Origin of the sequence: Pararhizobium capsulatum DSM 1112 (assembly GCF_030814475.1) — a bacterium.
Classification (GTDB): domain Bacteria; phylum Pseudomonadota; class Alphaproteobacteria; order Rhizobiales; family Rhizobiaceae; genus Pararhizobium; species Pararhizobium capsulatum.
Genome location: NZ_JAUSVF010000001.1, coordinates 2,376,012 through 2,397,618, shown reverse-complemented (window position 1 = coordinate 2,397,618; position 21,607 = coordinate 2,376,012). Strand labels below are relative to the sequence as shown.

Here is a 21,607-nt window from a genome sequence, read left to right as displayed (position 1 = left end):
AAGCATCCCGCAAAACGCGTGCATCGCGCGTCAGAGCGCCCTTGCGGCGTCGAGGATGCGCAGCTGGATCCGGCGTGTCCCCTGCCAATGGTCAGCGGAAATGCACCCCGCGACGTGCAGGGCTTCGCCTCGCGACGAGAGCAGCAGATCACCAAGCGGTGTCTCGTGCGCGCGAAAGGCTATCGCCTCCATTCGCGAACCGTCCTGCCCCTCAAGCGTGACCTTTATGTGGTTGACACCGACGGGCCGGACATCCTTTACCCTGTGTGCCGGGAGCGCGAAGACTGGTTGCGGATGGCCTGCACCATAGGGACCGGCCTGCTCGAGTTGGTCCACCAGTGCTAACGTCGCTCCGGATGCGCCGAGCGCGCCATCGATCTTCAGCGTTTCCGATGAGACGAGCTCACCAACGGGTGCTTCGGCCTTCTCCTCGAAGAAACTTCGAAGCCGGCCCAAATTTGACCGCTCGACAGTTAAACCCGCCGCCATCGCATGGCCACCACCCTTGACCAGTATCCCGGCGTCCACTGCGCCGCGCACCATGCGGCCGAGGTCGAAGCCCGTGATCGATCGCCCGGAGCCCGTTCCCTTGCCGTTTGGATCGAATGCGATGGCAAATGCGGGGCGACGGAAACGATCCTTCAGGCGCGACGCCAGCAGGCCGACGACGCCGGGATGCCAGTTTTCGCGCGCCGTCACGATGACAGACGCCCCCTCACCCGTTCCATATTCGGCAAGCGCCTCGGCCTCGGCCTCCGCAAGCATCGCGACCTCAATTGCCTGCCGCTCGCGGTTGAGGATATCGAGCTGCGTTGCAATCTCGTCCGCCTTTGCGCCATCTTCCAAGGTCAGGAGACGGCTGCCGAGCGCCGCATCACCGATGCGCCCGCCGGCATTGATCCGCGGCCCGACCAGAAAACCGAAATGATAGGCCGTCACCGGCCCGCCAATGGCCGCCTTGCGCAACAGAGCCGACAGGCCGGGATTGTTCATGTGCCGCGCTGCGATCAACCCCTTGACGACATAGGCGCGGTTCAAGCCCTTCAGCGGAACGACGTCGCAGATCGTCGCAAGCGCCACGAGGTCGAGCAAGGCCAAGGGATCTAAATCCGCGACGCGGCGGTCGCCGCTTTGGCGGAGCCGTCGCAGCGTGTTGACGACCACCATGAAGACGACACCTGCGGCACAAAGATGCCCCTGTCCAGAAAGATCATCCTCCCGATTCGGATTGACGAGTGCATGGCACGGAGGCAGGTCTGTACCGACCTGGTGGTGGTCGATCACGACGACGTCGATGCCTCTATCCCGAGCGACGGCAAGCGATTCGTGGCTGACGGAGCCGCAATCCACGGTCACGATCAGCGTCGCACCATTATCGATGAGCTGGTTGATGGCTGCGGGGTTGGGGCCGTATCCCTCGAAAATCCGGTCGGGAATGTAGATTGTTGCATCGATGCCGAAATGATGGAGGAAGCGATAGAGCAGCGCCGAGGAGGACGCGCCATCGACGTCGTAGTCGCCGAAGATAGCCACGGCCTCGCGGCGCTCGATCGCTTGCTTTAATCGGTCGCTGGCTTTGGCGCAGTCAGTCAGCGTGTCCGGATCCGGCATCAACGAGCGGATAGTCGGATCGAGAAATGCAACAGCGTTTTCCTGTGTGACGCCGCGGCCTGCGAGCACACGCGACAGGAGATCGGATAAACCGTGAACTTGGCTGATGGCAAGCGCGCGATTCTGGCCGGCCTGATCGAGCCGGGATATCCAGCGCTGGCCGCTGGCCGACACTTCCACACCGAGAAACGCACGCTGGACCGGATCTGGCAGTTCGTTCATGTCGTTATCCTTGAAACCGGCCTGTTCGTAGCGTGTTTGCGCGTCATCGACAAACCGGAAACGAAAGCGGCCCCGCCTGGCTGAAGCCGGACGGGGCCGTGTTGATTGTATCAGACGTGATCAAGCAGCCTTGGGGCGCTCGATGCGGATAACCTGCGGTTCGCCGACCAGATAGCCCTCGCCCTTGATCGAGGCTACGGCCTTGCGTACGGAATCCTCCATCGTCGCGTGGGTGACGAGAATGATGGTCTGCGGTTCGTCGGCTTCGACAGGATGCTTGGAGTGCTGGACGATCGATTCAAGCGATATCCGGTTCTCCGCCATGCGCGTTGCTATGCTCGCGAAAACACCCGCGCGATCGACAACCTTGAGGCGGATGAAGTAGCCGCCTTCATGACTCTGCATCTGGGCGCGTGTGTAGGGCAGAAGTGCTGTGACCGGGCGACCGAAGGCCGGAACATGCTGGGCGCCGGGGCGGCTCTTGGCGATGTCTGCGATATCACCAAGCACTGCAGATGCCGTCGCATTGCCGCCGGCACCGGGGCCGACCATCAGCAACTCGCCGAGGATGTCGGATTCGATTGCAACAGCGTTCGTCACGCCATCCACTTGAGCAATAACCGAATCGAGCGGCACCATGGTTGGGTGCACGCGCTGTTCGATACCGCTGTCGGTACGCTGGGCAACGCCGAGCAGCTTGATGCGGTAACCAAGGTCTGCCGCCGCATGGATGTCGTCGATCGAGATATTGGTAATGCCTTCGAGATAGATATCATCGGCGGCAATCGTCGTTCCGAAGGCGAGGCTCGTGAGGATCGACAGCTTGTGGGCGGTATCGTTGCCTTCGATGTCGAAGGCCGGATCGGCTTCGGCATAACCGAGACGCTGGGCCTCCTTGAGGCAAGCCTCGAAGGACAGGCCTTCCTTCTCCATTTTGGTCAGGATGTAGTTGCAGGTACCGTTCATGATCCCGTAGACGCGGGAAACCGTGTTGCCGGTTAGCGATTCGCGCAGTGCCTTGATGATCGGGATGCCGCCTGCAACGGCCGCTTCGTAGTTCAGCAGAGCGCCATGCGATTCGGCGATTTCGGCGAGTTCAACGCCATGCGCGGCCAGAAGCGCCTTGTTGGCTGTCACGACATGCACGCCACGCGCAAGCGCTACCTTGACCGCAGAATAGGCCGGGTCGCCTGAACCCCCCATCAGCTCGACGAAAACGTCGACATCCGCTTCGGCGGCAAGCTTTGCCGCGTCATCGAACCAGGCGAAATCAGAAATATCCACGCCGCGGTTGCGTGTGCGATCGCGGGCGGTAACGGCGGTAATCTCAATGGCGCGTCCGCAGGTCGTGGCGAGTGAATCGTAACGTTCCTGGAGAATACGCACGAGCGAGGCACCGACGGTACCCAAGCCCGCAATGCCGATTTTAAGGGCATCTGCCATTGTAATTTCCTAACATATCGAAAGCGCCCCCGTCGGCTGACGGGGCATTGAGACTGAGACAGTTGAGTTGTACTGTCGCTGATGCTTAGCGACGGGCGTTGAGCGAGATGACGTTGTGAAGCGTATCATCCGCCGTCGAAAGGAATTTCTTCAGGTTGCGCGCCGCCTGGCGAATCCGGTGTTCGTTCTCGACGAGCGCGATGCGGATATAATCGTCGCCCAGTTCACCAAAGCCAACACCCGGAGCAACAGCGATATCGGCCTTCTCCACCAGCAGCTTGGAAAACTCCAACGAGCCGAGATGACGGAACTTCTCCGGAATCTTTGCCCACGCGAACATCGTGGCAGCCGGTGGCGGAACATCCCAGCCCGCTTTGCCGAAGCTCTCGACCAGAACGTCGCGGCGGCGGCGATAGATGCTGCGCACTTCCGCGATGTCCGAACCATCGCCATTCAGCGCATGGGTCGCCGCCACCTGGATCGGTGTGAAGGCACCGTAATCAAGGTAAGACTTCACCCGCGTCAAAGCGGAGATCAGCCGCTCGTTGCCGACGGCAAAGCCCATGCGCCAGCCGGGCATGGAGAAGGTCTTCGACATCGACGTGAACTCGACGGTGTTGTCTATCGCGCCCGGCACTTCGAGAACCGAAGGAGGAGGATTGTTGTCGTCGAAGTAGATTTCCGAATAGGCCAGATCCGAGAGGATGACGATGTCGTGCTTCTTCGCGAAGGCCACGACTTCCTTGTAGAAATCGAGCGTCGCAACATGCGCCGTCGGGTTCGACGGGTAGTTGATAATCAGCGCGATCGGCTTGGGGATCGAGTGGCGGATCGCCCGCTCGAGCGGCGGGAAGAAGGTATCGTCCGGCTCGACCGAGATCGAACGGATGACGCCGCCGGTCATCAGGAAGCCGAAGGCATGGATTGGATAGGTGGGGTTCGGGCAAAGCACGACATCGCCCGGCGCCGTGATCGCCTGCGCCATATTGGCGAAGCCTTCCTTCGAGCCCAGGGTTGCGACGACCTGGGTGTCAGGATTGAGCTTCACACCGAAACGGCGGGCGTAATAGGCGGCCTGGGCGCGGCGAAGGCCGGGAATGCCCTTGGACGATGAATAGCGATGGGTGCGCGGATCGCGAACCACTTCGCAGAGCTTGTCGACGATGGCTGTGGGCGTCGGAAGATCAGGATTGCCCATGCCGAGGTCGATGATGTCAGCGCCACCCGCTCGCGCGCTTGCTTTCAAACGGTTGACCTGTTCGAAAACGTAAGGCGGCAGACGCCGGACTTTGTGAAACTCTTCCATCTCTAAACCTCGTCTTGCGCGTCCCACGAGCAGCGAATCAAGGGTGCAAGGAAACGCGCGCGGTGCAATCGGCCCACGCGGCCACAAAGGCTTTGCGTCCAAACTCGTCGAAACGCAAGTGCTAATTCTGTATCTCTTTCAGGGTGTCGCTGCCGTGGTTGGCGGCAAGCGCCTGCAATTCCTTCAGCCGACGCTGGTATTCGGCTTCCGAAATCTGGCCGGAGCTGCGCGCGTGGGAAAGGGAGGTGAGCCGTGCGGAGAGCGACGCGGCCTCATCATTGCTCATCTGTACTGCAGCAGCGGGCCGTTTGCCCTCAATAACGGGATAGACATCCGCCGCGACCGGGCGGGCCATCGTCGTCGTATAGGTGGACGAGCGATCGTCGAGCGTAGTGGAGGAGCAACCGGCAACAAGAGCCATGGAAACGGCGCAAGCCGTCAGCGTACAAAGTCGTGTCGCCACCTTGAGCGAATGTCTCATGTCGTCCCCGTCCGGTTCGGTCTTTCGCGGCATCTGCTGTGAAGAACATGCCTCGCGCTGGCACTTGTAATCATTTTAAGGCAGAATGTAAAAAGACAAAACAAACAAACATCTGTGGAGGAATCCGGGTGGCAGAAGGCAAGGGCAACGCAGGCCAAGCCGATGGAAAGAGCGAGGGATTTGCGGGTTTCGACCCGAAATCGGTCGAGCCCTACATCGTCAAGGATCCCGAAGCCCTTGCGATGAACATGGCCCGGACGGTCGAGCAACTGGGCCAGGCAGCCTCGGCTTGGCTCGCTCCCCGTGAAAGAGGTGTCAAAACAGATTTCATCGCTGACCCCGTTGTCGATATGGTGAAAACCCTGTCGAAAGTCTCCGAATACTGGCTCTCGGACCCCAAACGCACCTTTGAGGCGCAAACCCAGTTGATGGGTAGCTTCTTCTCGATCTGGACCCGCACCTTGCAGAAGATGACGGGCGATCCGACAGCAACCGCTGAGGAACCTGTCCGCCCGGATAAACGATTCAGCGATGCGGATTGGGTTGCCAATCCATTCTTCGATTTCCTTCGGCAGGCCTATCTCGTGACATCGGACTGGGCCGACCGGATGGTCAGCAATGCCGAGGGGCTTGACGCCCATACGCGGCACAAGGCCGCCTTCTACGTGCGCCAGATATCGAGTGCCTTGTCGCCCGCCAATTTCGTCACGACCAATCCGCAGCTCTACCGGGAAACCGTCGCCTCCAGCGGCGCCAATCTGGTCAAAGGCATGAAGATGCTGGCCGAGGACATTATCGCCGGTGACGGCGATCTGAAGCTGCGCCAGACAGATTCCAGCAAGTTTGCCATCGGCGAAAACATCGCCATGAGCCCCGGCAAAGTCGTTGCCCAGAACGACGTTTGCCAGGTGCTGCAATATGATGGATCGACCGCGACGGTACTCAAGCGCCCTCTCCTTATCTGCCCGCCTTGGATCAACAAGTTCTACGTGCTCGACCTCAACCCGGAAAAATCCTTCATCCGCTGGGCGGTAGAACAGGGACATACCGTCTTCGTGATTTCCTGGGTCAACCCTGACGCGCGTCATGCGAATAAGGATTGGGAAGCCTATGCGCAGGAAGGCGTCGGTTTCGCGCTCGATACGATCAATAAGGCGACGGGTGAGGATGAAGTAAACGCGATCGGTTACTGCGTCGGCGGCACTTTGCTCGCTGCTACGCTGGCCTTGCATGCGCAGGAAGGCGATACCCGCATTCGATCGGCGACGTTGTTCACAACCCAGGTCGATTTTACCCATGCCGGCGACCTCAAGGTCTTCGTCGATGCCGACCAGATTGCACTGCTTGAACAGCGCATGAAGGAAACGGGCTACCTCGATGGTTCGAAAATGGCGACGGCTTTCAACATGCTGCGCGCCTCCGATCTGATCTGGCCGTACTTCGTCAACAACTACCTGAAAGGCCAGGAACCGCCGCCCTTCGACCTGCTCTACTGGAACTCCGATTCCACCCGCATGCCGGCGGCCAACCATTCCTTTTACCTGCGCAATTGCTATCTGGAGAACAAGCTTACGCAGGGTGAGATGGTCGTGGCCGGAAAACGCCTGTCCCTCGGTGACGTCAAAATCCCGATCTACAATCTCGCAGCCAAGGAAGACCACATTGCTCCGGCAAAGTCGGTCTTTGTAGGCAGCGGCTTCTTTGGGGGCGACGTGACCTATGTCATGTCGGGCTCCGGCCACATCGCCGGCGTCGTCAATCCCCCCGCCAAGGGAAAATACCAGTTCTGGACGGGTGGCAAGCCAACCGGTGAATTCGAGGACTGGGTGAAGTCCGCCGAAGAAACGCCCGGCTCCTGGTGGCCGCACTGGCATAACTGGATCGAGAACCTGGATAAGACCCGAGTACCGGCACGGCACACTGGTGGTTCTCTGAATTCCATTGAGGATGCTCCCGGCTCCTATGTGCGCGTTCGTGCCTGAAGCAGCGGTCGGCCGGATTTCCAAGGCATGAATTTCGAAAGCCCGCTCGTTCCGGCCACGCTCATCCAACGCTACAAGCGTTTTCTGTTCGATGCCCTTCTCGAAGATGGGCGAACGATCACCGGTTTCTGCCCGAACACCGGCTCGATGCGCGGCCTGACGACGCCGGGTTCGCGCATATGGCTTTCGGAGCATGCCAGTCCTACCCGCAAATATCAGCATATGCTGGAACTGGTGGAGGTCGATGGCGTGGCAATCGGTATCAATACCGGCCTTCCCAACAAGCTTGCCGAAGAGGCGGTCCGGGCCGGGCTGGTCGGCAATCTCGCAGACTATCCGGTGCTGCAGCGGGAACAGCGATACGGCAAGAATTCGCGGATCGACTTCCTGTTGTCGGATCCCGCCGATGGACGGCGCTGTTATGTCGAGGTCAAGAACGTGCATTTCAGCCGCACGCCTGGCTTGGCTGAATTTCCCGACAGCCCCACCGCTCGAGGAGCGAAACATCTGGAAGAACTGGGCGACATGGTGGCAGAGGGTCATCGCGGTGTGATGATCTACCTCGTGCAGCGCGCCGATTGCGACCGCCTGCGCATCTGCGACGATCTCGACCCGAACTATGCGCGGGCGTTCAAGAGAGCACAGGCACGTGGCGTCGAGGCTTTCGCACTGCGTTGTCGCGTTTCGGCGACGCAAATCGTTGCGGATAGCTTGATCGCCATGGACGAAACAGGCCCGGCCGGTTTATGACATCAGGCAAAGACAACTGAAAGCTTTAGAGCATGGTCACCTACATCGAGGCCGAATCTGCGCCTTATAAAAACACCGGCGTCATCCGCCTCTACACGCCTGAAGATTTCGCCGGCATCAAGCGCGCCTGTCAGTTGACCGCGCTTTGTCTCGATGAACTGGCAAGCCGCGTTCAGCCGGGCGTCACGACCGACGAGATCGACCGTTTCGTCTTCGATTTCGGGATGGATCACGGCGCCCTGCCCGCGACCTTGAACTATCGCGGCTATACCAAGTCCTCCTGTACCTCGATCAATCACGTCGTCTGCCACGGCATTCCCAACGACAAGCCGCTACGCGACGGTGATGTGGTCAATATCGACGTGACCTATATCATCAATGGATGGCATGGCGATTCCAGCCGCATGTATCCGGTGGGCGAGATCAAACGCGCAGCCGAGCGCTTGCTCGAAGTCACCTACGAATGCCTGATGCTTGGGATTGCGGCGGTAAAGCCCGGCGCACGCACGGGCGCCATAGGAGAAGCAATCCAGACCTATGCGGAAACCGAGCGGTGCTCGGTCGTGCGCGACTTCTGCGGCCATGGCGTCGGCCGGCTTTTCCACGACGCGCCGAATATCCTGCATTATGGCCGAGCCAATGAAGGCCCGGAAATGCGCGAGGGCATGATCTTCACCATCGAGCCGATGATCAATCTTGGCCGCCCGCATGTGAAGGTGCTGGCTGACGGCTGGACGGCCGTCACCCGCGATCGTTCGCTTTCGGCTCAATACGAGCACTGCGTGGGCGTCACCGCCACTGGCTGCGAGATTTTTACCCTCTCTCCAAGTGGTCTCGACCGTCCAGGCCTTCCCCCTTTGAGCGCAGCATGAAGAAAACTCCCGTTCCGCCGGGCCAAAGCAATTGGCAACCGCCGGAGCAGGCGGGATTCTTCAGCGAGCAGCAGGGCCAAGGCTCCGGTCTCGCAGGCTCATCGGACTTGGCTCACTACCACGGTCATCGGGAGAGGCTGCGCAACCGGTTTCGGGATGGCGGCGATGGATCGCTGGCCGACTATGAAATTCTTGAACTGCTGTTGTTTCGTCTGATCCCACGGCGGGATACGAAGCCGATCGTAAAGGCGCTTCTCGATCGCTTCGGTACCCTCTCCGGCGTGTTTGGCGCGCAACCTGCCCTGCTGCAGGAGGTTAAAGGCATCGGTGAAGCCGTTGCGCTCGACCTGAAGTTGATCGCCGCGATCGCACACCGGACACTCAAAAGCGAATTGCGCGGGAAGCAGGTTCTCGCGTCATGGTCATCCGTGATCGAGTATTGCCACGCCGCCATGGCGCATGAGACCCGCGAACAGTTTCGCATTCTCTTCCTCGACAAGCGCAACGCCCTGATCGTCGACGAAGTACAACAAACTGGTACCGTCGATCACACGCCGGTTTATCCGCGCGAGGTTGTAAAGCGCGCGCTGGAACTATCCGCCACCGCCCTTATCCTCGTCCACAATCATCCGTCCGGCGACCCGACACCATCGCGGGCGGATATCGACATGACCAAGACCATCATCGACACGGCAAAGCCGCTGGGCATTACGGTCCATGATCACATCATCATCGGCCGTGACGGGCATGCCAGCCTGAAGGGATTGCGGCTTATCTAGGCCTCTCCAATGAGGGGTTATAGCCATCTTGCCTTTTTAAAGAAGCGATATAGTCCGCCGCAGACGATGAAAATCGTGGCGAGGACAGCGAAGTAGCCGTATCGCATATGCAGTTCCGGCATATCGACGAAATTCATGCCGTAGATGCCGGCGATTGCCGTTGGCACCGCCAGGATCGCCGCCCAGGACGCAAGCTTTCGGGTGATTTCCGTCTGCTCCGACTGACCGATCATCAAGCTGGCCTCGAAAGTGAAGGCCAGCACCTCGCGCAGCGTATCGATATCCTCCTGGACGCGTCGCACGTGGTCGGTCACATCCCGGAAAAGCGTGTGCAAGGTTGCGTCCATGCCCGGCAGTTCCAGATGTTCATGGCGTCGGCAGACATCGACGAGCGGCACGATGGCATTGCGCAGACGCAGAAGGCTTCGGCGCAGCAGGTAAAGCCGCTCGATGTCCTTCTTGTCCAGCATGTCGCGCAGAACTCTTTCTTCCAGTTCTTCTACTTCCTCATGGATCCCTTCGACCACCGGCATGTAGTTGTCGACGATAAAATCCAGGATCGAATAGAGAATGTAGTTCTCGCCGTGGGCGAGCGCAGCGGGCGATGCCTCGCAGCGTTGGCGCACGAGATTGTAGGACGTCGATGGGCCGTGGCGGACGGAGACCATATAACCCCGGCCAACGAAGAGATGCGTTTCTCCGAAGATGATTTCGCCATCCATCATGTGCGCTGTGCGCGCCACGACGAACATCGCATCCCCATAGATTTCAAGTTTCGGCCGCTGATGCGCGTGACTGGCGTCCTCGATCGCCAGCGGATGCAGATCGAATTCGCTCTGGACCTCTGCAAGAAGGACACTGTCGGGCTCATGCAGACCGATCCAGATGACGGTGTTTTCCTTCTGGCGCCAGTGATGGGCATCACCGATCGGAATATCGCAAATACGCTTGCCGTTCTGATAAACCGCCGCAGCAATCACACCAGGCCGTGCCTCGGGGGCGTGCAGCCGATTGCTGTCTGCGCCGTTCTTGCCAGCCTTGTTGTCAACGGCGAAGCTTTCCTTGCCTTCGTGCCGGACCATCAGAGTCTCCCATGCAAGCGCCGCTCAGTTTCAGCGCATTCCTTCCAGCATATCCCATATTGTCGGAAACCGGCATCCATAACCTTAAGGACGACACATAAGGCTTTATTAAATTGTAAGATTGACGATATAGGACAATGATCTGCCTACCGCAGCGCACAACGATTCCTTTCATTATCGGACACGTCTCATGAACCAATACGATCTCGTCGTTGTCGGCAGCGGACCTGCCGGCCGTCGCGCCGCTATCCAGGCCGCGAAACTCGGCAAGAAGGTCCTCGTCATCGAGCAGGGTAAACGCGTCGGCGGCGTTTCCGTTCACACCGGTACCATCCCCTCTAAGACGCTACGCGAAACGGCTCTCAACCTTTCCGGCTGGCGTGAACGTGGCTTCTACGGCCGCGCCTATCGCGTCAAACAGGAGATATCAGCGGAAGATCTGCGGCGGCGCCTGCTCATCACGCTCGACCATGAAGTCGAGGTCCTTGAACATCAGTTCGCGCGCAACCGGGTCCAGCACATCCGCGGCAAGGCGAGCTTCGTCAATCCGACGACGATGCAGGTCGTGAAAGATGATGGCGAGGTCATTCAGGTTCAGGGCACCAGCATCCTGCTTGCCGTCGGCACCAAGCCGTTCCGTCCGGACTACATTCCCTTCGATGGAAAAACCGTCATCGACAGCGATGAACTTCTCGAAATCGAGGACCTGCCGCGCTCGATGGCCGTGATCGGCGCCGGCGTCATCGGCATCGAATATGCGACGATCTTTTCCGCGCTCGATACGCAGATCACCCTGATCGACCCGAAGGCGACGATGCTCGACTTCATCGACAAGGAAATTGTCGAGGACTTCACCTACCAGCTTCGCGATCGCAACATGAAGCTTCACCTCGGCCAGAAAGCCGAGAAGGTCGAACGCACGCCTGACGGCAAATGCGAGATCAAGCTCGATAGCGGCCGCATCATCCATTGCGAAATGGTTTTGTTTGCCGCTGGCCGCATGGGCGCAACCGATACGCTCAACCTGGAAGCCGCCGGGCTTGAGGCCGACAATCGCGGACGCCTCAAGGTCAATCCGGAAACCTTCCAGACCTCGGTGCCGAACATCTACGCGGCCGGCGACGTCGTCGGTTTCCCGAGCCTTGCATCAACCTCCATGGAACAGGGCCGCGTCGCGGCCCGTGTCGCCGTCGGCGCCATTGCCAAGGAACCGCCGAAGTTCTTCCCCTACGGAATCTACGCCGTTCCTGAGATCTCCACCTGCGGCCTGACGGAAGAAGAGGTCAAGGAACGCGGTATTGCCTATGAATGCGGCATCGCCCGCTTCCGCGAAACCTCGCGTGGTCACATCATGGGTCTCGATTCGGGTCTCTTGAAGTTGATCTTCTCACTGAAGACCCGTCGCCTGCTCGGCGTCCACATCGTCGGCGAAGGCGCAACCGAACTCGTTCACATCGGCCAGGCCGTGCTTAACCTGAAGGGCACGGTCGAATATTTCGTCGAGAATACCTTCAACTACCCGACGCTTGCAGAGGCCTACAAGATTGCCGGCCTCGACGCCTGGAACCGGATGGGCGAACCGGTCAGCAAATAATCGATCGTCTCAGAGCCGGGCGAGCAACGCCCGGCAATAGGCCGCGTCCGGCTCCCGGTCGCCGAACAGGATGTGATAGACGATCGGCGCGATCACCACGTCGATAACGATATCGACTTCGAAGACATCTTCTTCGCGCGCGATCGCCCTTGCTCGAATGGTTTCCAGATGCTGCGACGTATATTGGCAGCAGCGGCCGGCAGGCCCTGGATCGTTTCCCGACGCTGCGAGCACGTCGAGCAGCAGGGACCTCCCCACCTTGGAGGACATTTCCTCGGCATATTGCAATACGAAAGCTTCGAGATCGGAGGCGAGCGCACCTGTATCATCCGGGTCGCTTACCGGGCGCAGTCGTTGTACCGCCACATCGGCCAGAAGCTCCGCGAGGTCTCCCCAGCGCCGATAGATCGTCGAGGGCGTCACGCCTGCCCGCTCTGCGATCAACGGCACGGCAAGCCCTTCGCGTCCGACTTCGACCGCAAGCTCTTCAACCGCAGAATGGACCGCAACCTGAATGCGGGCGCTCCGTCCGCCTTGCCGCAGCATCTCTTTTACCATCCGTCACACCTCCGGCCTGTTTTCCGGCTATGATGCCGGAAGCGGTATCATACGAATTATCCGGCGTTAATGCAAAGATATTGCATTAAGGTCAAAGTCGAGTATTCTGCTTTAACGCAAATTTTTAGCGTTAGGAAACGCCATGCCCTCCTCTCCATCCTATCGGCGGATGACGACTTTCGGTGTCGTCGCCGCCGCAACGTTTTCCGCCTGCTCGAGCGCGCCGACGCCGCTCTACCATTTCTACCAGGAGCACTTCGGCCTATCGCCGCTGGTCGTAACCATCATTTTCGCGGCCTATGCCGTAAGCCTTCTCTTAACGTTGCTGACGTTCGGCTCGATTTCAGACCATATCGGTCGCAAGCCCGCGATCTGCGCATCGCTCGCCATGAATGCGCTGGCAATGGCGCTGTTCATTCTGGCGGAGGGCGGTGGAATGCTGATTGCGGCGCGCGTCATGCAGGGGCTTGCCATGGGAATGGCGATCCCGACGCTGGGCGCCACCATTCTCGACACGGACAATGAGCGCGGCCCGATGCTCAACAGCATTACGCCTTTCATCGGACTGACGGCCGGTTCGCTGCTCGCTGGTCTGTTGGTGACCTACGCACCGGACCCGGCGCATCTCGTCTTCGTTGTTCTGCTGGTCATGACGCTTCTCGAGATCCTGCTGCTTCTTGCCATGCCGGAAACCACGCGCAGGCGACCGGGGGCGCTCGCGTCTCTGCGCCCGCATGTCGCAATCCCCGCCAGCGCGCGATCCGCAGTGTTGCGCACCAGCCCGGTGAATGTCGCCGGCTGGGCGCTGGGCGGCTTCTACCTGTCGCTGATGCCCTCCCTGGTCACAGCAGCGACCGGAATACGCTCGCCCCTCGTGGGCGCGTCGGTTGTTTCCGTGCTGATGCTGGTGGCGACGGCAACGGTGCTCTTGACCAGAAACGCTCCGGCAACGCGGGTGCTACCCGTTGGCACGCTCTCACTGCTGATCGGCGTTGCCGTGACCCTGATCGGCGTAAACCTGCAGCAGGTGGTGTTGCTCTTTGCGGGCACGATGATCGTCGGCATAGGCTTCGGCGGCAATTTTTCGGCGATCCTGCGGATCGTCCTGCCGCTTGCCCACAACGACGACCGAGCGGGGCTTCTCTCCGCCTTTTTCGTGCATAGTTACCTCGCCTTTGCCCTGCCGGCGATCGGTGCGGGCCTGCTGGCGCGGGATATCGGCCTGGCGCAGACCGCATATATCTTCGGGGCGGGCGTGATCGCCCTTGCCGGCATTTCTCTCTTTGCGGCCCGAAGGATCGGTGCGCCGGCCTGAGAACGGACCCAACTCCCAAGCCCAAAAACAATCAAGCCCGCAACGCAAAAAGGCCGCCCCGAAGGCGGCCTTTTCGATAATGGTTCGATGAGGAAAAGGCTTATTCGGCGCTGTCGTCAGCAGCCTTCTTCTTGGCCGGAGCTTTCTTCTTCGGTGCTGCGGCTTCTTCGCCTTCAGCAGCTTCAGCCTTCGCAGCCTTCTTCTTCGGAGAAGCCTTCTTGGCGTCAGCCTTGCCTTCTTCTTCGTCGTCGGCCATTAGCTCTTCCTTGCTAACGGTCTTGTCGGTGACCTTCACTTCGGTAAGGAGCTGATCGATGACCTTTTCTTCGAAGAGCGGAGCGCGCAGCGAAGCGGCGGCACCCGGGGTCTTCTGGAAGTAGTCGATGATTTCCTTTTCCTGGCCCGGGAACTGACGCAGTTGCTGGAAGAGCGAACGCTGCATCTCGTCGTCGGAAACCTGGACGCCGGCCTTCTCGCCGATTTCGGAGAGGACGAGGCCGAGGCGAACGCGACGCTCGGCAAGCTTGCGGTATTCGCCGCGGGCTTCTTCTTCGGTCGTGTCTTCATCGGCGAATGTCTTGCCGGCCTGCTGCAGGTCGGTGTTGATCTGGCGCCAGATGTTTTCGAACTCGGCATCGACCAGACGGCCGGGAGTGTCGAACTGGTACATTTCGTCCAGCTGGTCGAGGATCTGACGCTTGACCTTCTGGCGCGTCATCGAGCCGTACTGGCTTTCGATCTGGCCGCGAACGACTTCCTTCAGCTTGTCAGCCGATTCGAGGCCGAGCTTGGTGGCCAGCTCGTCGTTGATTTCGACTTCAGCGGCAGCAGCGACGTCCTTGACGGTGATGTCGAAGGTGGCTTCCTTGCCGGCGAGGTTAGCGGCCGGGTAGTCGGCCGGGAAGGTTACGGTGATGACCTTCTCGTCGCCAGCCTTCAGGCCGATCAGCTGCTCTTCGAAGCCGGGGATGAAGCGGTTAGAGCCGAGAACCAGCTCTGCGTCCTCGTCCTTGCCGCCGTCGAAGGCTTCGCCGTCGACCTTGCCGAGGTAATCGATGGTGACGCGATCGCCGTTGGCGGCCTTGCCCTTCTTGGTTTCGTAGGTACGAGCGCTTTCGGCGATCTTGAGGATCCGCTCGTTGACTTCGGCTTCATCGATATCGACGACTTCGCGGGTTACCGTGATGCCCGAAACGTCCTTGAGTTCGATCGCCGGGATGACTTCGTAAGCCAGCGTGAATTCGAAGTCGGCCGTTGCGTTGAGGATTTTGTCGGCTTCCGCCTCGTCCTCGGTCATGGCGATTTCCGGCTGCGTCGCGGACTTTTCGCCGCGCTCGGACAGGATTTCGGTCGGCTTTTCGCGGACGATCTCGTTGACCAGCTCGGCCATGATCGACTTGCCGTACATCTTCTTCAGATGAGCGAAGGGCACCTTGCCCGGACGGAAGCCGTTGATACGGACCTTGCCCTTGGCATCTTCCAGGCGCTCGTTCATACGAGCTTCCATGTCCTTGGCCGGAATGACGACCTTGAGTTCGCGCTTCAGCCCTTCAGCGAGCGTTTCGATAACCTGCATGTTCAAACCTTCATTTCACGTTGACAGGGCTCTGTCGGTGTTCGTTTATCGAGCACGTGAGCCGATCCAATTGCCGGGAGTGGCTTTACGCAAATCCGTCACCGTTTTGCAAGCAAAATGGCGCACTCTTCCTGATCGACGCGAAGATAGAGCTTTCGCGTCCGTATATTCTGGTGCGGGTAGAGAGACTTGAACTCCCACGCCTTTCGGCACCAGAACCTAAATCTGGCGTGTCTACCAATTTCACCATACCCGCGTTCAGAAAGCCGCCTCGCCTGATCTCGGCGGCGGAAAGCAACAGCATAAGCGAAGCATCCACCGGGTTCAGGGCGTCCCGAGCGCGGCGTCTCTATATCACCCGTTTCCTGCGGATCAAAGGAAAAATACGGCATGAAACACAGTGAATTTGCCCAGATCTGCTGCTATCGACCGGTTTGTCAGTAGAGAGGCTCCTCGTCGAGCGGCTTTCCATCAATCGAAATCGTGCGAATCTGCATGCGACCGGCGGTGTCTACACGCGCAGCAACGGAAAGAGCCTGCGCATTGCGAGCCTCCTCCAGAACCTTCCCTTCGCCTTCAGGAACATAGTAGCGCTCAATGCCGTATTCCACCGACAGCGGCACCTCGACGTTTCCGGGTTGGGGATAGAAATAGAATGGCTGGCTCTTGGCGATCACCGTTCCGTCGTCCCTCGCCTCAAGCGCCCCAAACGCAGCCTCCGCGACGGTCCAGAAACCGTCCGCGCCTTGGGAAAGCCGCACGGAGAGCTGGGCGTCCGCTTCTTCTGTCGGCGGCTTATCGACAAGCTTGTCGAACGGAATCGAGGAGATCTCGTAGGAAAGCACGACATAATCGCCGCGCAGAAGATCGCGTGGATCGACCGGCACTGTTTTCAGCACCACATCCTTGCCCTCGCGCAGGATCGAGGCGCGGCTTTCGATCATGTAACCAAGTATCGCCGTCTGCATGACAGCGACAATGACCGCAGCGACCCAGGGATTGAAGAAGGATGGCTTGGAGAGAAGTCCCTTGATCATCTCATACCTCCGTCGCAGCCGGCGTTGTCGAGAGCTTCCGTTCTATCCGGATGACGGCAAATGCGATGACGGCGACGACCACGCCGGAGATCAGGAAGAAACCGGAGGTACCCAAAATGCTGCCAATAGTTTCGGATGAAAGGAAGAGCAGTTCGCCGGCAAAGGCTGCGTAGCCGAGAAAGCGAACCGCGCCATTCAACCGACCCGCGACCCCGATACCGACAAGCGAAAGGCCCAGAGCTACAGCACCGATGACGCCATCCTGCCAAAGAGCTTCCATTTCCATGTGCAGGGCTACAAGCCCCAGCAGAGCAAGCGCGAAACTGTAAAAGGCAGGGGCAGCCCCCGCTTCCAGCGCCAAGCGCCGCAAGGGCGAGACCGGAAGTGCGGCCAGCAGGAAAGCTATCAGACCGACAATGAAGTAGGTCGCAGCCAGCCATGCCTCAGGAGCCTCGGTATAAAGCCAACCAAGCCAGCCGAGCGCCAGCAGATAGGCGAGATGGCGGGCCAAGCCTGCGCCAGTGTAGCGAACGAGCGCCACGGTCACCACGACAAGAATCGGCACAAGGAAGATGTAGCCGTTGCCCTCCAGGCTCGCGTCGCTTTCGAAGATCAGCTCGATAAAGATCCACCAGCTGAGCACGCCTGATATCACAGCGAGCGGCGCCGAGCGGAAAAGAACCGTCGCCACGCAGGCGGCAAGGAACCAGACGATCAGCGCGTCTGCCGCATCGCCGGAGAGATGGTACATCTGCCCTACCAGCGCGATCGCGCCGCCAAAGCTGATCGTTGCCATCACCAGCAGCGCTGCGCCGATCGCATTCGCGCCGCGTGTCACCGCAAATGCAGCGCCAAGATAAAACGTCCAGATGAGCCCGATGATACCGACGACACGCGCGATACGAGGAATAGCTTCCCAATTGGCGGCAACAAGAAGAAGGACCGCCGCCGCCAACAGGACGCCGGCAAGGGTCATCAGCACTCGGCCTGCGCTGAAGCTTGAAGGACGAGCATCATATTCGGCAAGCATGGCATCCGTGGCACTGCGTCCCACCAATCCCTTTTCGACCCAGAGATTGAAATCTTTCTCTATTCGCGCCCGGTACATGGCCTCTCCTTGCATGCGATAGTGGGCAAACACATATCACAGTCGAGGCGCTTTCCTAGCGCTGGCCGAGCCGACATCGTCGTTAACGCTTCGTGAATATTTGAGGGATAAAATAGGTGCAGAATTAGAGTTGAAAGTTCATGCAACGAGCGCATGGCTTCCATGAAATTATTGCACTGCACAAATGAACGTGCCGTCTCTATATCTTAGTCATCGGAACGGCGCCGGAATGGCAGACGCTCCAGGGGCCAGATCAACCCTTCTCGTTAATGAGAAAAAGGTCTGGGAGCCATAACGGCTTGATGCAAGGAATTCGGGCAAGCGCACTCCTCCTCCCAGCGCTCCCCGATACGACAGGCGACACTCCTCCTCCCGGTTGCCTGTCACTTCAAATGACGCCCGCTGGATCTCCTCCCCCAGCGGGCGTTATTTTTTCCGAGATTGCGTTTCCTTAAATCCTTCAGCAGGATACGCCCGCCGCGTCGGCATATGCATATTTTTCGACCAGCCTTGCGCCTCATTTTTTCGCCAGCCATGCGGCATCGGCATAGGTGCCATTCGGCATTGTCTCTACCGACGTGCGGCTTTCTCAATTATATTACTTTTCATACTTCGAGGCAGCGCACTCCTCCTCCCAGCGCACCTTGATGGGATTGGCAACACTCCTCCTCCCAGTTGCCAATCGGAACAGGCAGCGCCCGTCGGACCTCCTCCCTCGACGGGCGCTGTTGTTTTTTCTCTTCTCCCAGATGCGAATTCGCACAGATTTTGCGCAGAAGCGTGCTGCGGTTCGTGAGAGGGTTGCACCAACCGCATGGGTGCGATGCAGCATTAGGTCTGCAAAACGGATCGCTTCGAGCGTATATTCCGATCATGAAATCAACACGGCGAACCGATCGCCGATCTGCTATCCCAAAGGACACGACCATGAACCTTACCCGCTCTTTCAATAACTGGCGCAAGTATCGTCATACCGTCAGCGAACTCGGCCGCATGACCGACCGCGAACTCAGTGATCTCGGCATTGGCCGCGGTGATATCGCCTACGTTGCTCGCCAGGCCGTCAAGTAAGCCAGCGACAACCTCAGCCGCATGAACCAGTTTGTCTGGTCAGTGTGTTTGACAAACGCCCTCCGGCACCCACCCGGCGGGCGTTTTCTTTTGTCCAGAACTCTATTCCGACAGAAAAAGCACTGGTCTAACTGACGAAGAGTAGCGACACCTCTTCCCATCTCCGTCCACGGTTGTGCCGGGCCCTCGGGCGAGAATGCAGACCGCCCGCGCCAACGACGCACTCCCGTTTGCTGCTTATATGAGCACCAACCCGTTGCCGCCCAACTATCGGCTCAGCTTATGAACACCCAAATCCCGCTTCGAGAATAAATTATTCGAAAACAATCCCTTGTCTCGATTTTAATCCATCATTAACTCATGGCGCTTTTGTCAGCAGACGCCAATAGTGCCCTCAAAACGTGCAGACGTCTGCACAAATGCATAGCAGGTGCCTTTTCTTTGCACTGCAACATTAACGCACTCGGGCGTATAACACCCTCAACGAAGCGGACGATCTTGTCGCGCTCATCTTTATCTGAGGAAATCATCATGAACCCGATTCGCATTGCCAAGAGCTGGATCAACTACCGTCGCACCGTTGCCGAACTCGGCAACCTCTCGAACCACGCGCTGTCGGACATCGGCATCACCCGTTTCGACATCCGCAACATTGCGGCCCGCTCGTTCCGTTAATCGGACACCGAGCTTCAAACACCCAAAGCGGCACCAATCTGGTGCCGTTTTCGTTTCTGGCGACCGCATAGCCGATCGCCTCATCGGCAGAGCCCGCGCCCTCACTTCCGTACAGAGGCTCCGACGCATCTTCATATTCAGCGGAATTTGTCCGGAAATTGATTCCGGTTTGCGAAATTATGCAGTAAGAACGCCGCATGACAGAGACAAGCTTTTCCCCAATCCATATCGTCGGCGGCGGTCTTGCCGGTTCTGAAGCTGCCTGGCAGATCGCACAGGGCGGTATTCCGGTCATTCTTCACGAAATGCGCGGCGTGCGCGGCACGGATGCGCACAAGACAGATGATCTCGCTGAACTCGTCTGCTCCAACTCCTTCCGCTCGGACGACGCCACTACCAATGCCGTCGGCGTCCTGCATGCCGAAATGCGGCTGGCAGGTTCGCTGATCATGGCGTCTGCGGATGCCAACCAGGTGCCGGCCGGTGGAGCGCTTGCCGTTGACCGGGAAGGCTTTGCTGCGGCCGTGACCCGTGCGATTGATGGTCACCCGCTGATCACCGTCGTTCGCGAAGAGGTTGCCGGTCTGCCGCCGAAGGAATGGGGCCTCTCGATCATTGCGACCGGTCCGCTGACCGCAGCATCGCTGGCGCAAGCGATCCAGAGCGAAACCGGCGCCGATGCCCTCGCCTTCTTCGATGCCATCGCACCGATCGTCTATACCGAGAGCATCGACATCGACATCTGCTGGTTCCAGTCGCGCTACGACAAGATTGGGCCGGGTGGTACGGGCAAGGACTATATCAACTGCCCGATGGATGAAGCTCAATACAATGCCTTCGTCGATGCACTGATCGCTGGCGACAAGACAGGCTTCAAGGAATGGGAAGGCACCCCCTATTTCGACGGCTGCCTGCCGATCGAAGTCATGGCAGAGCGCGGGCGCGAAACGCTGCGCCACGGGCCTATGAAGCCGATGGGCCTTACCAATGCCCACAATCCTTCTGTGAAGGCCTATGCCGTTGTGCAGCTGCGGCAGGACAATGCGCTCGGCACGCTCTACAATATGGTCGGGTTCCAGACGAAACTGAAATACGGCGCACAGGCCGAGGTCATCCGCATGATCCCCGGCCTGCAGAACGCGGAGTTCGCCCGACTGGGTGGCCTGCATCGCAATACCTATATCAACTCTCCCACGCTGCTCGACCGCACGCTGGCCCTGAAATCGCGGCCGGATATCCGCTTCGCCGGCCAGATCACCGGCTGCGAAGGTTACGTGGAAAGCGCTGCCATCGGCTTGCTTGCCGGTCGCTTCGCTGCGGCTGACCGGAAAGGCGAAACGCTTGCTGCGCCACCTGCAACGACCGCCTTTGGTGCTCTTCTGAACCACATCACCGGTGGGCATATCGTTTCTGACGACGAGCCGGGAAAGCGCTCCTTCCAGCCGATGAACGTCAATTTCGGCCTGTTTCCGCCGCTCGATCCCGGCTCGATCACCAAACCGGAAGGCGTCAAGCGTTTCCGCGGCAAGGACAAGGCAATCGTTAAGAAGCAGATGACGGCGGCGCGCGCCCTTTCGGATTGCTCCGCATGGCTCGCAACAACGAGCAGCTAGTGAACAGATACGCCGCAAAGCCGGCTAGGCTTGCGGTGTAAATTCCGAGCGTGGCTGGAAACTGCCGAGCAGCCATAGGGCAACTTCCGCGGCAATTTCCCCCGAGCGAAATTCGAAGTCGCCATCGAGATGGGCTAATTCCGAAAAATGCACTTTCAGGCCGCGTCCGCTTTCGGTCGTCGTCACCTGGACCCGCCCCGGCTCGATCAGGTGGCAGACGAAGTGTGTCCCGTGGGATGCCATGAAGCCAGCCTTGCCATCGTGCAATCGAACGAAATACGCCTGATCATTGCGTGTCGAATGGATGGCACGGATCGCCTCGCTCGGAAAAGCACGGCCAAAATCGAGAAGCGCCTGACCGGCGTCCGGTGAAAGGCGGTCAGCCTCGGCGCGTGCTTTCATTCGCGTGTAGAACGACAGAGCGAGCACGACGCACACGATAACGATGATCCAGGCCATGACGATCCTTTCGCCGCAGGGGCAGCTTTGGATCGCACCCTAACCAGCCAAACTTGCGCGAGTTTGCCGCCAC

The 21,607-nt window shown here is 59.2% G+C and carries 19 protein-coding genes and 1 tRNA gene; 9 read left to right on the top strand and 11 right to left on the bottom strand.

Translation table 11 applies throughout. The features are described 5' to 3' along the window. Positions 1-30: 30 nt before the first annotated feature. From recJ to QO002_RS11680, 4 genes are all read right to left on the bottom strand, one after another. The gene (recJ, locus tag QO002_RS11695; protein WP_307229802.1) at positions 31-1,833 is read right to left on the bottom strand and encodes a single-stranded-DNA-specific exonuclease RecJ; all 1,803 of its coding nucleotides are present in this window, start codon (positions 1,831-1,833) and stop codon (positions 31-33) included. 120 nt (positions 1,834-1,953) lie between these two features. After that, complete coding sequence (locus QO002_RS11690) at positions 1,954-3,276, bottom strand: homoserine dehydrogenase (RefSeq protein ID WP_307229800.1); 1,323 nt, start codon at positions 3,274-3,276, stop codon at positions 1,954-1,956. An 85-nt stretch (positions 3,277-3,361) separates the two neighbouring features. Then, the gene (locus tag QO002_RS11685; RefSeq protein ID WP_307229798.1) at positions 3,362-4,582 is read right to left on the bottom strand and encodes an LL-diaminopimelate aminotransferase; all 1,221 of its coding nucleotides are present in this window, start codon (positions 4,580-4,582) and stop codon (positions 3,362-3,364) included. Positions 4,583-4,703: 121 nt separating this feature from the next. Further along, positions 4,704-5,063 (bottom strand): SHOCT domain-containing protein, encoded by a 360-nt coding sequence (locus tag QO002_RS11680; protein WP_307229796.1) that lies wholly within the window; start codon positions 5,061-5,063, stop codon positions 4,704-4,706. 47 nt (positions 5,064-5,110) lie between these two features. On the opposite strand from QO002_RS11680, the gene phaC reads away from it, so the two are divergent. From phaC to radC, 4 genes are read left to right on the top strand one after another with little or no spacing between them, the layout of a single operon-like run. Next, positions 5,111-7,045 (top strand): poly(3-hydroxyalkanoate) polymerase subunit PhaC, encoded by a 1,935-nt coding sequence (gene phaC, locus QO002_RS11675; protein ID WP_370878545.1) that lies wholly within the window; start codon positions 5,111-5,113, stop codon positions 7,043-7,045. Positions 7,046-7,072: 27 nt separating this feature from the next. Beyond that, on the top strand, positions 7,073-7,795 hold the full coding sequence (gene sfsA / locus QO002_RS11670; RefSeq protein ID WP_307229792.1) for a DNA/RNA nuclease SfsA: 723 nt from the start codon (positions 7,073-7,075) through the stop codon (positions 7,793-7,795). A 32-nt stretch (positions 7,796-7,827) separates the two neighbouring features. Continuing rightward, positions 7,828-8,667, top strand: coding sequence for a type I methionyl aminopeptidase (gene map, locus QO002_RS11665; protein ID WP_307229790.1), 840 nt, complete (start codon positions 7,828-7,830; stop codon positions 8,665-8,667). Beyond that, complete coding sequence (gene radC / locus QO002_RS11660) at positions 8,664-9,446, top strand: RadC family protein (RefSeq protein WP_307229788.1); 783 nt, start codon at positions 8,664-8,666, stop codon at positions 9,444-9,446. The genes map and radC overlap by 4 nt, the downstream gene beginning before the upstream one ends. A 17-nt stretch (positions 9,447-9,463) precedes the next feature. Here the strand turns inward: radC and QO002_RS11655 are convergent, their stop codons facing one another. Further along, positions 9,464-10,528, bottom strand: coding sequence for a magnesium and cobalt transport protein CorA (locus QO002_RS11655; protein WP_307229786.1), 1,065 nt, complete (start codon positions 10,526-10,528; stop codon positions 9,464-9,466). Positions 10,529-10,718: 190 nt separating this feature from the next. Between QO002_RS11655 and sthA the strand changes: the two genes are divergently transcribed. Further along, positions 10,719-12,122 (top strand): Si-specific NAD(P)(+) transhydrogenase, encoded by a 1,404-nt coding sequence (sthA, locus tag QO002_RS11650; RefSeq protein WP_307229784.1) that lies wholly within the window; start codon positions 10,719-10,721, stop codon positions 12,120-12,122. A gap of 9 nt (positions 12,123-12,131) precedes the next feature. Here sthA and QO002_RS11645 read toward each other — a convergent pair whose 3' ends face one another. Further along, complete coding sequence (locus tag QO002_RS11645) at positions 12,132-12,680, bottom strand: TetR/AcrR family transcriptional regulator (RefSeq protein WP_307229782.1); 549 nt, start codon at positions 12,678-12,680, stop codon at positions 12,132-12,134. Positions 12,681-12,822: 142 nt separating this feature from the next. Between QO002_RS11645 and QO002_RS11640 the strand changes: the two genes are divergently transcribed. Continuing rightward, a complete protein-coding gene (locus QO002_RS11640; protein WP_307229780.1) occupies positions 12,823-13,995 on the top strand; it encodes an MFS transporter in 1,173 nt (390 codons plus the stop codon). A 100-nt stretch (positions 13,996-14,095) separates the two neighbouring features. Here QO002_RS11640 and tig read toward each other — a convergent pair whose 3' ends face one another. The 4 genes from tig to QO002_RS11620 all read right to left on the bottom strand — a co-directional run bounded on the left by tig (position 14,096) and on the right by QO002_RS11620 (position 17,716). Further along, the gene (gene tig, locus QO002_RS11635) at positions 14,096-15,571 is read right to left on the bottom strand and encodes a trigger factor (RefSeq protein ID WP_307229777.1); all 1,476 of its coding nucleotides are present in this window, start codon (positions 15,569-15,571) and stop codon (positions 14,096-14,098) included. Positions 15,572-15,742: 171 nt separating this feature from the next. Next, positions 15,743-15,827, bottom strand: a tRNA-Leu gene (locus QO002_RS11630). Between the two features lie 181 nt (positions 15,828-16,008). Beyond that, on the bottom strand, positions 16,009-16,608 hold the full coding sequence (locus QO002_RS11625) for a GDYXXLXY domain-containing protein (protein ID WP_307229775.1): 600 nt from the start codon (positions 16,606-16,608) through the stop codon (positions 16,009-16,011). A 1-nt stretch (position 16,609) separates the two neighbouring features. Further along, on the bottom strand, positions 16,610-17,716 hold the full coding sequence (locus tag QO002_RS11620; protein ID WP_307229773.1) for a DUF2157 domain-containing protein: 1,107 nt from the start codon (positions 17,714-17,716) through the stop codon (positions 16,610-16,612). A gap of 927 nt (positions 17,717-18,643) precedes the next feature. Here QO002_RS11620 and QO002_RS11615 point away from each other — a divergent pair. From QO002_RS11615 to trmFO, 3 genes are all read left to right on the top strand, one after another. Further along, positions 18,644-18,787 carry a DUF1127 domain-containing protein gene (locus tag QO002_RS11615; protein ID WP_307229771.1) on the top strand — a complete coding sequence of 48 codons (144 nt, stop codon included), beginning with the start codon at positions 18,644-18,646 and terminating at the stop codon, positions 18,785-18,787. Between the two features lie 531 nt (positions 18,788-19,318). After that, positions 19,319-19,462, top strand: a complete 144-nt coding sequence (locus tag QO002_RS11610; protein WP_075288901.1) for a DUF1127 domain-containing protein — start codon at positions 19,319-19,321, stop codon at positions 19,460-19,462. A 197-nt stretch (positions 19,463-19,659) separates the two neighbouring features. After that, positions 19,660-21,075, top strand: coding sequence for a methylenetetrahydrofolate--tRNA-(uracil(54)-C(5))-methyltransferase (FADH(2)-oxidizing) TrmFO (gene trmFO / locus QO002_RS11605; RefSeq protein ID WP_307229766.1), 1,416 nt, complete (start codon positions 19,660-19,662; stop codon positions 21,073-21,075). Positions 21,076-21,099: 24 nt separating this feature from the next. Here trmFO and QO002_RS11600 read toward each other — a convergent pair whose 3' ends face one another. Continuing rightward, complete coding sequence (locus QO002_RS11600; protein WP_307229764.1) at positions 21,100-21,534, bottom strand: hypothetical protein; 435 nt, start codon at positions 21,532-21,534, stop codon at positions 21,100-21,102. Positions 21,535-21,607 lie beyond the last annotated feature (73 nt).

What these genes read in the sequence shown, in the direction of transcription:
- recJ (WP_307229802.1), bottom strand. Translation starts at nt 1,833, where the DNA reads ATGAACGAACTGCCAGATCCGGTCCAGCGTGCGTTTCTCGGTGTGGAA.
- QO002_RS11680 (WP_307229796.1), bottom strand. Translation starts at nt 5,063, where the DNA reads ATGAGACATTCGCTCAAGGTGGCGACACGACTTTGTACGCTGACGGCT.
- QO002_RS11685 (WP_307229798.1), bottom strand. Translation starts at nt 4,582, where the DNA reads ATGGAAGAGTTTCACAAAGTCCGGCGTCTGCCGCCTTACGTTTTCGAA.
- phaC (WP_370878545.1), top strand. Translation starts at nt 5,111, where the DNA reads ATGCCTCGCGCTGGCACTTGTAATCATTTTAAGGCAGAATGTAAAAAG.
- sthA (WP_307229784.1), top strand. Translation starts at nt 10,719, where the DNA reads ATGAACCAATACGATCTCGTCGTTGTCGGCAGCGGACCTGCCGGCCGT.
- QO002_RS11655 (WP_307229786.1), bottom strand. Translation starts at nt 10,528, where the DNA reads ATGGTCCGGCACGAAGGCAAGGAAAGCTTCGCCGTTGACAACAAGGCT.
- QO002_RS11640 (WP_307229780.1), top strand. Translation starts at nt 12,823, where the DNA reads ATGCCCTCCTCTCCATCCTATCGGCGGATGACGACTTTCGGTGTCGTC.
- QO002_RS11645 (WP_307229782.1), bottom strand. Translation starts at nt 12,680, where the DNA reads ATGGTAAAAGAGATGCTGCGGCAAGGCGGACGGAGCGCCCGCATTCAG.
- radC (WP_307229788.1), top strand. Translation starts at nt 8,664, where the DNA reads ATGAAGAAAACTCCCGTTCCGCCGGGCCAAAGCAATTGGCAACCGCCG.
- QO002_RS11610 (WP_075288901.1), top strand. Translation starts at nt 19,319, where the DNA reads ATGAACCCGATTCGCATTGCCAAGAGCTGGATCAACTACCGTCGCACC.
- tig (WP_307229777.1), bottom strand. Translation starts at nt 15,571, where the DNA reads ATGCAGGTTATCGAAACGCTCGCTGAAGGGCTGAAGCGCGAACTCAAG.
- sfsA (WP_307229792.1), top strand. Translation starts at nt 7,073, where the DNA reads ATGAATTTCGAAAGCCCGCTCGTTCCGGCCACGCTCATCCAACGCTAC.
- QO002_RS11625 (WP_307229775.1), bottom strand. Translation starts at nt 16,608, where the DNA reads ATGATCAAGGGACTTCTCTCCAAGCCATCCTTCTTCAATCCCTGGGTC.
- QO002_RS11615 (WP_307229771.1), top strand. Translation starts at nt 18,644, where the DNA reads ATGAACCTTACCCGCTCTTTCAATAACTGGCGCAAGTATCGTCATACC.
- trmFO (WP_307229766.1), top strand. Translation starts at nt 19,660, where the DNA reads ATGACAGAGACAAGCTTTTCCCCAATCCATATCGTCGGCGGCGGTCTT.
- QO002_RS11690 (WP_307229800.1), bottom strand. Translation starts at nt 3,276, where the DNA reads ATGGCAGATGCCCTTAAAATCGGCATTGCGGGCTTGGGTACCGTCGGT.
- QO002_RS11620 (WP_307229773.1), bottom strand. Translation starts at nt 17,716, where the DNA reads ATGTACCGGGCGCGAATAGAGAAAGATTTCAATCTCTGGGTCGAAAAG.
- QO002_RS11600 (WP_307229764.1), bottom strand. Translation starts at nt 21,534, where the DNA reads ATGGCCTGGATCATCGTTATCGTGTGCGTCGTGCTCGCTCTGTCGTTC.
- map (WP_307229790.1), top strand. Translation starts at nt 7,828, where the DNA reads ATGGTCACCTACATCGAGGCCGAATCTGCGCCTTATAAAAACACCGGC.